This is a genomic window from Algibacter lectus (genome assembly GCF_004368925.1).
Taxonomy (GTDB): Bacteria; Bacteroidota; Bacteroidia; order Flavobacteriales; family Flavobacteriaceae; genus Algibacter; species Algibacter lectus.
Map to the genome: position 1 here is coordinate 826,449 of NZ_SORL01000007.1, position 11,970 is coordinate 838,418.

Consider the following 11,970-nt stretch of genomic DNA (forward strand, 5'->3'; position numbering starts at 1 on the left):
TAAACTAAACAGATATATAGAAAAAAAATTATAGATATAGAATCTACTTTTTTTATAAAAAATAACAAGTCTTAGTATGAAATATTATTTTATAAGTAGAAAACAAAGTAGCGTGTATTATCAGACTTTAATAGAAAGTGTTTCCTATAACAGAAATTATTTTTAAAGTAAAGACTTCAAGTTAAAATGAAACAAAAAACTTTGAATAATATTGAGAAGGTACTACTAGAATTCTTGTTAAGAAAAAGAAGTATATTTTCTAATAACAATAAAAATAATACAGTGAAATCTCGAAATGAATATACTAACTCAGACTACCTCGATTATAAGAAAAAAAAGAAACTCTAATCTAAGGACTTAGTGAGACTCAAACAATTTAGATAGAAAATGGACCCCTACTTTTGAAATTTCAGCATCAATTTCTGAAGGTGCTCCAGAAAAACTAGCAATTAAGTAACCACATGATACTTTTTGAATCACTCCACCTTTATATCCTAATTCACCAATTAAAGGAGGTCTATTGCTAGTACCTGAATTCTGAAGTGTAACAGCCATTTCCGCAGATTTAGCACTTGCAACGCCTAAAAAATTATGGTTCTTTGTACTTAACGTTCCTACTACCCGCATTCTTGAATTCCAAGATTTTGTGTCCTCCCCAGGAACAAATGAGACTACAGCAACACCCGTTTCAGAATATTTTAGAGCCGTCGCTTCCATTATGTCTAAGCACTCTTGTACATTCAAGTTGAATATCTCGTAGCCTTCACATTCACAGGATTTTTCTTTACTTTGACATATGTATGACTCGTTTTCAAATTGAACATAGGCGTAAAAACTAAATATAGCTATAGTTACAAACAAAATTATGATGCTTATTTTTTTTGTCATTTTTTAATAATTATTTTATTTTCAGAATATCCGCAATCATTTATAAAGTTCATCGTCATACAGAACTCCTGTCGGCGGGCATTTAGAACACCTTGATTATAGCGCAATAAATTAAAGAGATAAAAAAATTCAAGAATTCAACTGTTAGGACAAAATCATACTCTTAAAAACTAACACGGATGCATTGATTTTGTGAAAATCTGTAAATGTTTTTATTCTTGAATTCGTGTAAAAAATGGCAATTAACTAAAAACATGTATTTAGCTTGATTTAGCTTTGAAGCCCACTTTTTCTTAAATATTATTGATATTAATTATTATTTCACTACAACTTTACATACTTTACCTGCTTGCTTAATTATGTAAATACCCGGCTTTGGATGGGATAGTTTAACTAGATTGCTATTTCCCGTTTTTAGCTTTTGTCCATAAAGTGTAAATACGGTCCAAGGTGCAGATTGTCTTAAATGAAATACACCATTGGAACTTGGATTAGGATAAACAGAGGTTAATGTATCTAAATGCAAATCTTCAACGTCTAAACTAGATCATATTGCAGCAAAAACTTCAATCTTAGCTAAATTATCAAGACATTCCTTTGGCGTACCATAAACAATATAATATTCTGCTCGATACACTTCTCGAATTCCATCAACCAATGCATCAGGATTAAGTAAATAATCTACTCTATTTCTAAAACCAAAAGTACTCATTCCTCTAGAAGTTGCAGAGATTGGAATTCTTAAAAAACTTTCTGAAGCATATGATTCAAAAGTTCTTCTCAATTCATAAATATTCTCCCATACCCCATTTACTTTCTTTCTTCCTACTATTTGCTTATCATTAATTACTGATTTTGGTCTAAAAAGCATTAATGCAAATCCTACATCGCTATCCACATCCTCTTCACTAGTCAGCATAAATATTTCCTTAAAATTCCCTGTATCCGATCGAAAAACAGGCTTTTTAGGTTTTTCACCTCTAGCAGTACGTACCCAAGTATCTGTGTCTTGATTAAAAACAAAGCGAAATGCAGGCTCCCAATAATCGTTATCCATACGCAGATTCCAGGCATTAGACATGTTACTCAAATCTTTATAATCTGTTTTATAACCACTGTCTTTTAAGTATGCTAGAGGTATAGGAAATAAACTTGTAGCAGGATTCTTAAATAAATCACTTTTTAAAATAGGTTTTCCAGCATCTTGTTTACTATCCGCTCTTATCGTTCCAAATCTGAACTGCTCTAAACTATGATCGGCTTCATCATAATATCGTGCCTCATAATAATGTCTGATAATAGATCCAGATGCATCTGTAAAACCAGATTCGCCAATCATGTCTTCGTAAGTTCCGTAATAAGTAAATGGCGTTCCTACCTCATCGGTGTGGGTAATCTCAAGACCTTCTTCTATTTCATCAATATCTAAAACTTTATTATCTCCAGCAATCAAAATTTCATCTTTTGGATCTGCTGTCGTTCTATCTAGGAATAATTTATCATCATCATTATAAGGATCTTTTAAAACTACTTTACCGCCATTGCCATTATCTCCAATCTCATTTTCAGTAAAATCATAACCATTATCAGCCCTCCAAAGTGCCAATCTAAATGGGCCTACAATTAACTTTTTAGCAGTTCCATTTTTATTAACGGTTTCTACTGTAGTTCTTGTACCTAAACGCTCGTGAAACCCTGCTTGAGTAGGGTTGTATTTTGAAGAATGTGCACCATCTCTAAACGTCATTTGTCCCGAGCGTCCGTAAAGATCTGCTTTGGGGCCTGAAACATCCTTATCAGGATTATCACTTTTCGCCGTAATTCCTGGTATAATTAATTTATTTATTACACCACCTCCATTTGAAGTGATACCGATGGCAAAACCATTATCACCCGAGGTTAACATATCGGTAGTCACTCTTGGATTTGAAGGAAGCACAATATTTGCTGGCGGATTTTGACTGTAGACATTAACACTTGTGACTATTGATAATGCCAACTTACCAAACGATTTTAATTTTATCATAATTCTATTTTTAACATCAATTATTCCATGAAAATCAATTCATTCATGGTTTTGAAATTAGTTTTCTCAATTACTTCGTTATTTATTATATATTCTTTCGGAAATTTCTTAAAGTCCTCAAGTGTGAGATAATCAACTCTACCAACAAGTTCATTTCTAAACTCTTTTATCACATGTTTTGAATCTTTTCTATAAGCTAAATTATTAAACTCACTAGGATCATTGTTATGATCGTAAAGTTCTTCAAGCCCTAATTTTTCGTAATAAATATAACGAAAACGCTCTCCTCTTAGAGCATGACCAATTATTGGATTTTTTCGGTAATTTGCAGTAGACCTGTTAAAGTTAAAACTGGTTAAAGCACTCTGGTTTCGTTTCTCTTTTGAGTTTTTAATTAAAGGAAGTACTGAAACACCATCACAATGTTCAGGCACTTCAAACCCTGCTAATTGAGCTAAAGAAGGATAAACATCAAGTAATGATACAGGTTGGTAGCTGCTACTTCCAGCAATTGTAACACCAGGAGCTTTTATTATAAGCGGCACACGAGTGGCCTCTTCCCATAAGGTGAATTTTTCCCAGTTTTCTTTTTCGCCCATATGCATACCGTGGTCAGACCATAGTACCACAATGGTATTTTTATGATACTCCGATTCTTCTAATGTTTTTAATAAACGTCCCAACTGCGCGTCTGCAAAGGCTATAGATGCTAAATAACCTTGAATTACTTTTTTCCATTGTTTATTCATTAAAACCCATTTATGCCAATTACGACGACCATGATCAAAAGCATCTTTTAAATCATTTTCTTGAATTTCTAAATCTGGTATATCCTCTAAAGGATATAAATCAAAATATTTTTGAGGCACTTCCCAAGGCATGTGAGGACGAAAAAGTCCACAAGCCAAATAAAAGGGTTTATCGTGCTTTTGTTGAAGTTGATATCTCGCCCAATCTACCACTTGATAATCCGCCATTTTCTCTTCAGGAATATTAAGTGGGCCCCAAGTAAAATACTCAAGTCTCTTGCCTTTAAAATGAGTTGGATTAATAATACTATCCTCCGCTCGTATTTGATAGGGTAATGGCGCATGAGCACTAGGGAAATAAAAACCCCAAGATTCTGGTTCAGTTTGATTTAACACCTCCCAAGGCGGCGCTAATGTATGATAGATTTTCCCTCCTGCAAGTGTTTTATATCCACGGTTTTTAAAAAACTGCTCTATAGTCTCTATGTCTTTAAATATAGGTTCATTGCGCCACTGCGCACCATCATACCACTCATTTTGCATATTACCAGATTTTGAAGGCTGTACACCTGTCATGATTGAAAGGCGAGACGGAGAACATGCTGGAGAAGCACAATGTGCATTTTTAAATAGCATAGACTGCGATGCTAATTTATCTAAATTCGGGGTTTTACTTAACTCCATACCGCCTAGTGGTCCAATCCAATCGTTCATATCATCGACTGCTATGAAAAGAATATTAGGTTTTGACTCACTATTTTGAGCAAAAACCGAATAGTTAATCATCAAGGTGAAGCTCAAAAAAAATAAATAATAGGAATGTTTAAAATGAATATATTTCATGCTTTTTTATTTTTTATAAACACCTTTTGGCCCATCATAGTCATACGTAAACCAATCAATATCTATTACGCCTTGATCTTCTTTATCATTCCAACAGAAAAACCCAAGCCGATCTCCTGTCCAATTCCCAAATTTCAAGGTAAATTGTGGCCCGAATTTTTCATATTTATTTCCATCTAAGCTATATTCAAAATAAGCTTGATTTCCTGTATTGGATGTTCTAATAAACAAATCATTAGACTTTATTTTAGGTCCTTTAGTTTCCTCGCCATCTTTGTTTACATAAAATAGATTACGACCTCCTAGATTATCCACATAAATTCCCAATACATGATAAACACCTCCAAACCTAACAAAACCCGCTCGTTGACCGATTGCCATCTGCGAAATATCAAATTTAGCAACTGCTGCACCAGTTGTATTTCCCATAATGCGTTGGCTAATTGTATTAGATGCCCGCCAGAAAGGAAAAGTAGTCCCTGTACTTTCTGACCAATTATTATTTCCGGGGCCATTGGTAGTTTCTTCTGGTAAAGGCATACTGGCCTTTAACCGCAACCAACCAGGTCTCTCAGTGAGCGACCAATGTGAATTTCTAGGATTGTGATTCCATTCCCATTGACGTCCCAATGTTGTGTTTGAAAAATCATCATCTGTAGAAGGCGCATCTATTGGAAAACCTTGAATGGGCTTTTTATGTTGAAGTACAGGTTCACCAATACCATCGTTATCTATATCCTCACCAATTATTGGCCAACCATCTACCCAATTTACAGGTTGTAATAATTGTGGGCGACCTTGAAATGGCGTAGCTATATTTTGTATTAATTGATGTGTATACCACCAAGTATTATCTGGCGCTTGCATTAATGCTCCTTGACTGCAACTTCTCTCGATACCATTGCCGCGCTCAAAAACAATTTTCTTTTCATAGGGGCCATAAATACTGTTTGTAGTAGACCTCAATACTATCTGCTTTCTATCGTTTTCTGGACTATCTATCTTTTTACTCCTTCTAGGTTTTTTAACATACCACTCACCCATTAAAATATACCACGTGTCATTTATGTTATAAATTTTGGCTGCTTCAGCACCAGGGCCTGTATAAATGACCTCTCCAGAATCAAGAATTTCTTTTCCATCCCAACTCATTTTGTACAATCGGTTCTCGTTGCCTTCTGCTGTATTTTCTCTTGATTTTTTAAATTTCCCTGTATTACATATCATATAGGCCTGATGGTTCTCTTCATCCCAATATACCGCGGGATCGTCAAGCACCTCATTAGGTGGTAACATTAAGTGTGGTTCGGTCCACGGACCTCGTATATCTTTGGCACTACTCATAAATAATCCATAGTTTCTATCGATAACGTAACAATACCAAGTACCATCATGATAGGCCAAATCTCCGGCCCAAACCCCAAGAGCATAACCATTCATTTGATTCCAATCGTATTTTTTAACCCAAGAAAGACTCTCCCAAACATGACCAACGGTAGTCCAGTTAACCATGTCTTTAGACTCAAGAATAACCATACCTGGCGACATGTGCTGCTTAGAAGAAATCATATAATAGGTATCTCCCACCTTCTCCACATCGACATCTGGATAATCTGCATTTAAGATGGGGTTTTTATAAGTACCATCACCTTGATCTCCCCAGCTACCTGTTATAGGCTTTTCATTTTCATTTGATTGTTTATCTGCACATGAAAAAAAGCAACAAAACAAAATAGGTAATACATACTTTAACTTCAGTAACATGATGTTGATTTTAACTCTTGTTGATAAATAAACTTCTGCTAAACTGGGCAGTTATTACTTCATTATAATAATATAATTTCCTGAACTAAACGAACCTATATTTGTAAATTGAGAGGACAAATCTAGATTGTTTAATGCTTCCCCATTTATAGTAATAGCAACTTCTTTTCCATAGTTAGGAACATATACATCCCCTGTAGAATTCTTCGGAATCTGAATTTCCCATGAAAAGATTCCTGCTTTATTTTTCCAAGCACTTTTAATAACACCGTACCTAGACTCATACGATGCTTGAGCGTGTTCCATTTGTTGTGTTAAATAAGGTTTGAAAATCACCTTTTTAAATCCAGGCTCATTTTCATCTGGATTAATTCCTGCTATACCCGAATAAAACCATGAGTCAAATCCGCCTTGCATAGGATGACTATGACTCCTTAACATCAATTTATCATATTCTTCAGGATTCGTGTTAACGGGTAAAATTTCCCATAATGTAGTAGCATCATAATGCGCCCACATCGCTTCAAAACTATGATTCCCTTTTTTAGTAAGTAGTTGGTAAGCCTTATCCTCGTAACCATTTTCACTTAATGCTTGAAAAACTCTAGAAACACCGAAAATTCCTGTACTTAAAAACCCATTGTGATTTGCGTTACTATCTTCCACTATAGCTTTTGCTACTTTCGTTTTATACGCTTCGGGTGTAATTCCTATTTCTAACGCCATACTATTAGCGGTTTGGCTGCCATAAGTTCCTTTTTGTTTATCTAAAAAAGCATTATTAAAACTAGCTTTTAGTTGATTTTCTAATAGCTCATACTTTTTTTCATCGTCTTTATAACCAAGTACTTTTGCTGTTTTCCTTAAAATAGAAACATCTAAAATGTGATAAGCCGTAGAACTCACTGGTACCGGACACTCAATACTAGCGTTTCCATCTGGCGGGCACCAATCTCCTAAACCATGCACTATTACACCGTTTTCTTTTTTAGAACCTACATAATCAACCCAAGTAGTCATATCCTTATAAAACGCTTCTAAAATACTTTTATCGCCGTAATACGTATAAATATACCATGGCAACTGCACTACAGCAGTTCCCCAGTCTGGAGAAGCTGTGCCACTAGTACGTCTTCCTGGAGCAATCATGGTTGTTATGCCTTTGGGCTTTGTAATAATACTGCGGTCGTGAAAGTTTCTTCCAAAATAAAGTTCTTTTTTTTCATTTCTCCCAGAAGACCGCATATCGTAAACGTATTTAGTCAAAAACTGATGCGCGTCTAAATTATGAATTAACGTTTTGGCAACAGCATGTGAATCTCCTGTCCATCCACATTTTTCACGATGTGGACAATCTGTTGGAATGCCCTGCATATTACCTTTTAGAGTCCAAAGTGTTAATTGATGTAATTTATTAATATGAGGTTCTGATGAATTGAAACTTCCTGTTTTTTCCATAGCAGAATACACGATCATCCCTGTTAATAAATCCTTAGATGGTTTACTAGTTAATCCTGACACTTCTGCATATCTAAAACCATGATAAGTAAAGCGTGGCTCCCAGATTTCAACCCCTTCACCTTTACAAATATATTTTTCGGTTTGTATATTTTTAGTAGCCTTAATACCTGTTGACCTAAAATCTAATTCGCCATCCTTCCCCATTTCTTCAGAAAAACGAATTGTGATTTCCTGTCCTTTTTCACCTTCAACTTGCAGTTTGCCCCATCCTGTAATATTTTGTCCAAAATCATAAATATAATTTCCATACTTAGCTGACGCTATTTTTACTGGCATGATACTATCCATAACTTTTATGGGTTCTGCAAACTGCTCTAATACTTTATTAGGGTGTTTTTCTGCTAGTGTTGCATCTTGCCATTGGGCATTATTTTCAAGACTTGATGACCAATTGGCAACTTCCTTTCGGGCATCATAATACTCGCCTGTATAAATATTGGTATATGTAATTGGCCCTGCCGTCCATTGCCAAGACGTATCGGTACTTATAGTTTTCTTGCGTCCATCTTTATAAGTTATTTGTAACTGCCCCATAACAATAGGTTGACCATAAATCATGGATTTGCCCCAAACCACATTTTGATTATACCAACCATTACCAAGCATAACACCTAATACGTTTTCAGTTTTTAATTGTTCCATAGGAATATCGTAAGCTGTATAAAACATATAATCGTTAAAATTTGTTTGAGCGGGATCTAATACATTTTCACCTATTCTTTTTCCATTAATATAAGCTTCATAAAAACTAGGTGCCGCGATATAAAAACGTACAAAATCGATTTCTTCAGTATCCTTAATACTGAATTTTTTTCTAAATAAAGGCAAAGGGTCTTCAGGTTTATAACTATAAGTAATCCATTTAGCCGACCAATCTTCTGGATATTTTAAAGGCGCTATTAGTCTTTTGGGGGTACTCCATTTTGATTCATTATTGTTTTCGTCCCATACCTTAACCTTAGAATAATAAACCTGTCCTCCTTTTAAAGCTTCGCCTAAGTAAGGAATAAAAGATTGTAATTTACTCTCTACTCTACCTGAGTCCCAAATAATATTACTCTTATTACTATCATTTTTATTACCCGCGTAAACCCTAATTTGATAGGCTGTTTGCTCCTTGATTTCTTCAGTTTCAATTTTCCACCTAAAAGTGATAGCATTATTAGCAAGTGTGTTTAATTCTGATTTATGAGCAATTCTATATTCAACCGTTTTTTGACAGCTAAAAAGGATTGAAAACATAAATAAAACAAAAGCGTGTCTCATCATTATTCTAGTAATTTTAATATTATCTTATAAAGGTTATTATTATTTTTTAAACATGTATCCTGTATTATCCTTGGCAACCTTAACTAATATATAGTAGTTGCCAAGTTATACCTATTACTATATTTTAGTACTGAAAACATAATTCCCAGATCCAATTTCAAGAACCGTTTCTTTACTATTAGATTTTAATATTTTAATTTCAGACAACTTTGAAATTGCTTTATTTCCTTCTTTAATATTGGACACATTTGAAGTTGGAATATAGACTTTAGCTCTAGTATTTACAGGAATTTCAATATTCATTATTAACTTATTTCCTTTCCAGTTCCAAGCTGATGATATATGGCCATTTATACTTTTATAACTTCCATTTATAAAATCCATCTCTTTGCTTATTGCTGGTTTTATAATGATGTTTCTATAACCAGAATCTTCTGTATCGATACCAGCAGCATGTAAAAACATCCACTCTGCTACCGAGCCAAAAGCATAATGACTAAAAGAATTCATTTTTCCATTCAAATCTGAATTCCCAGCTTCGTCTTTAGTATAACTATTCCAGCGTTCCCATATAGATGTACTGCCATTTTCTACGGAATACCCCCAACTAGGATATTCGGTTTGTTTAAATAATTTGTAAGCCAGATCATCGTAACCATATTGTGATAAAACAAGCATCACATGTTTTGTCCCCAAGAAACCTGTAGAAAACTTAAATCCATTTTTCTTTATTTTCTCAGCAAGTCTATCAGCTCCTTTTTGAGCTAGCTCTTCCGGGAATAAATCAAAATATAATGCAAATGCATAGGTAGTTTGTGTATCTTCTGAAGTATAACCCGTATCTAAAATGTACTTTTTAACAAATGCTTTTTTGATATTTTCGAAAAGTGTTTTATACTTTGCAGCATCCTCCTTTTTACCTAGAGCTTCTGCCATTTCAGCCATTAATTTAGCATCAAAACCATAAAAAGAAGCCCCAACATAACCATGGCTAGTGGTTTCGTTTACAGACAGCCAGTCTCCCCAATTGTTTCCTCCTCCTGGGCGAATAAAATCGGTACTGGCATCAGCTTGAAATTCCATAAATTTCTCCATACCTTCATACATATATTCTAAAACACGGGTATCATTATATACTTTATACATATTGTATGGAATGATAACACCTGCATCCATCCAAGCCGGAGAATATTGAGCTGGTCGCGAATACGGAAACGGTGCGAAATTAGGGTATGCTCCATACCAACGTTGAGCATCATCAAGGTCTACTAAAAACTTGGTCATAAATGGAGCTACATCTGCATTATAAGTGGCAGAGCGCATATAAGTTTGTGCATCGCCTAACCAACCTAAACGTTCATCTCTTTGTGGACAGTCTGTAGGAATGTCAAAAAAGTTAGCACTTTGTGTGGTTTTTATGTTTTCATAAAGTTGGTTGTTCATCGCATTTGATGAACTGAAGGTACTTGCATCATTCACTGTAGAACTTAGCACGATACCCGTTATGGCATCAAGATCTGGTTTACCAGGAAAACCGGTTACCTCAACATATTGAAAACCGTGATAAGTGAATTTAGGTTGCCACACTTCAACACCATCACCCTTTAAAATATAGGTGTCGGTTGCTCTTGCTAGTCTTAAGTTTTCAGTTTGAATGTTACCATCTCTTTTTAAAATCTCTCCAAAACGCAACTGAATTTTAGTGCCTTTTGGTCCTTGAACTTTTAGCTCGGCAATACCCGCTATATTCTTCCCCATATCAAAAACATAAGTTCCAGGTTCTGGTTCTGTGATTTTTAGCGGACGAATACGTTCGGTGTTTTTCACTAAACCACCAGGATGCACTTGTAATTCTCCATTAGGATAAGTGTATACTTTTGGCTTTTTCCAAGATACATCATTATAGCCTGGAGCATCCCAACCTGTATTTTCCATAGTTGCATCATAAACTTCTCCCATTAAAATATCGGCTTCACGAATGGCGCCTTGGCTAGATTTCCAAGATCTATCGGTAGCAATAATTTCAGTAGTACCATCTTGATATTCCAAATGTATTTGTCCCATAAATGATGGATTTACGCCATAATATTCGCGTACTTTATCTAAGCGAACTAATAGCCCATAGCCTATATATCCGGCATACCATCCGTCTGCAATAACAGCACCAATAACATTTTCGCCTTGGTTTATACTTTCGGTGATATCATAAGTTTGGTAATATAAACGCTTGTTATAATCTGTCCACCCAGGTGCAAAATAATCATCTCCAACTTTACTTCCGTTTAGTCTTAGTTCATATAAACCTAGTGCTGTTGTGTAAGCCGTTGCTTTTTTTACCTTTTTTGCAGGTGTGAATGATTTACGGAGGTATCTAGCTGGTGGCAAGTATAAACTATTGTATTTATCTGTTTTATCATAGCCAACATCGTGACTAATAAAAAGCCCTTTCCAATTTGAAAACTTTAATAACCCCATAGACCAATGTGCTGTTTGGCTCCAGTTAGATTCGGCACTAGATTCGTCCCAAACTTTTACTTTCCAAAAATAAGTTCTATTTGAAGTAAGCGAAATACCGTTATATACAATTTGATTGGTATTATTAGAGGCCGTCTTTCCACTATCCCAAACATCGCCTTCATTTTTATCTAATGCTTTTTGCGAGGATGACACTAATATTCTATATGATGTTTGCGCTCTACCTCTTCCTTCGCCTAATAAAACCCAACTAAATCTAGGTTTTAAAACATCAATGCCTTTTGGGTTAACATGATACTCTAACCGAAGCTCCTTAACTGTAATCGCTCTGTTGTTAACATCTTGAGCAAACAGGAAACTAGAAGATAAAAGTGTAATAAATAAAGTTAAAAATTTAATTTTCATGGGTGTTATTTGTGTTTAAAAATTGATTGC

At 34.9% G+C, this 11,970-nt stretch carries 7 protein-coding genes; all 7 read right to left on the minus strand.

Annotated features, from left to right (window positions below; all coding sequences use genetic code 11):
- Window positions 1-357: 357 nt before the first annotated feature.
- The 7 genes from DFQ06_RS04570 to DFQ06_RS04600 all read right to left on the minus strand — a co-directional run bounded on the left by DFQ06_RS04570 (window position 358) and on the right by DFQ06_RS04600 (window position 11,940).
- On the minus strand, window positions 358-888 hold the full coding sequence (locus DFQ06_RS04570; RefSeq protein WP_166668885.1) for a hypothetical protein: 531 nt from the start codon (window positions 886-888) through the stop codon (window positions 358-360).
- Window positions 889-1,204: 316 nt separating this feature from the next.
- Complete coding sequence (locus DFQ06_RS04575) at window positions 1,205-1,414, minus strand: T9SS type A sorting domain-containing protein (RefSeq protein ID WP_133966250.1); 210 nt, start codon at window positions 1,412-1,414, stop codon at window positions 1,205-1,207.
- 21 nt (window positions 1,415-1,435) lie between these two features.
- Window positions 1,436-2,914: a hypothetical protein gene (locus tag DFQ06_RS04580; RefSeq protein WP_133966252.1), complete on the minus strand. Its 1,479-nt coding sequence runs from the start codon at window positions 2,912-2,914 to the stop codon at window positions 1,436-1,438.
- A 20-nt stretch (window positions 2,915-2,934) separates the two neighbouring features.
- On the minus strand, window positions 2,935-4,449 hold the full coding sequence (locus tag DFQ06_RS04585) for a sulfatase (protein WP_160491501.1): 1,515 nt from the start codon (window positions 4,447-4,449) through the stop codon (window positions 2,935-2,937).
- 63 nt (window positions 4,450-4,512) lie between these two features.
- Window positions 4,513-6,270 carry a glycoside hydrolase family 43 protein gene (locus tag DFQ06_RS04590; protein ID WP_133966256.1) on the minus strand — a complete coding sequence of 586 codons (1,758 nt, stop codon included), beginning with the start codon at window positions 6,268-6,270 and terminating at the stop codon, window positions 4,513-4,515.
- 54 nt (window positions 6,271-6,324) lie between these two features.
- Window positions 6,325-9,060: an alpha-L-rhamnosidase gene (locus tag DFQ06_RS04595; protein ID WP_133966258.1), complete on the minus strand. Its 2,736-nt coding sequence runs from the start codon at window positions 9,058-9,060 to the stop codon at window positions 6,325-6,327.
- 117 nt (window positions 9,061-9,177) lie between these two features.
- Window positions 9,178-11,940 carry an alpha-L-rhamnosidase gene (locus DFQ06_RS04600; RefSeq protein WP_133966260.1) on the minus strand — a complete coding sequence of 921 codons (2,763 nt, stop codon included), beginning with the start codon at window positions 11,938-11,940 and terminating at the stop codon, window positions 9,178-9,180.
- Between the last annotated feature and the right edge of the window lie 30 nt (window positions 11,941-11,970).

Bases quoted from the DNA above. Each gene is read 5' to 3' on its own strand.
- DFQ06_RS04570 (WP_166668885.1), bottom strand. From the start codon at position 888: ATGACAAAAAAAATAAGCATCATAATTTTGTTTGTAACTATAGCTATA.
- DFQ06_RS04580 (WP_133966252.1), bottom strand. From the start codon at position 2,914: ATGATAAAATTAAAATCGTTTGGTAAGTTGGCATTATCAATAGTCACA.
- DFQ06_RS04585 (WP_160491501.1), bottom strand. From the start codon at position 4,449: ATGATTAACTATTCGGTTTTTGCTCAAAATAGTGAGTCAAAACCTAAT.
- DFQ06_RS04590 (WP_133966256.1), bottom strand. From the start codon at position 6,270: ATGTTACTGAAGTTAAAGTATGTATTACCTATTTTGTTTTGTTGCTTT.
- DFQ06_RS04595 (WP_133966258.1), bottom strand. From the start codon at position 9,060: ATGATGAGACACGCTTTTGTTTTATTTATGTTTTCAATCCTTTTTAGC.
- DFQ06_RS04600 (WP_133966260.1), bottom strand. From the start codon at position 11,940: ATGAAAATTAAATTTTTAACTTTATTTATTACACTTTTATCTTCTAGT.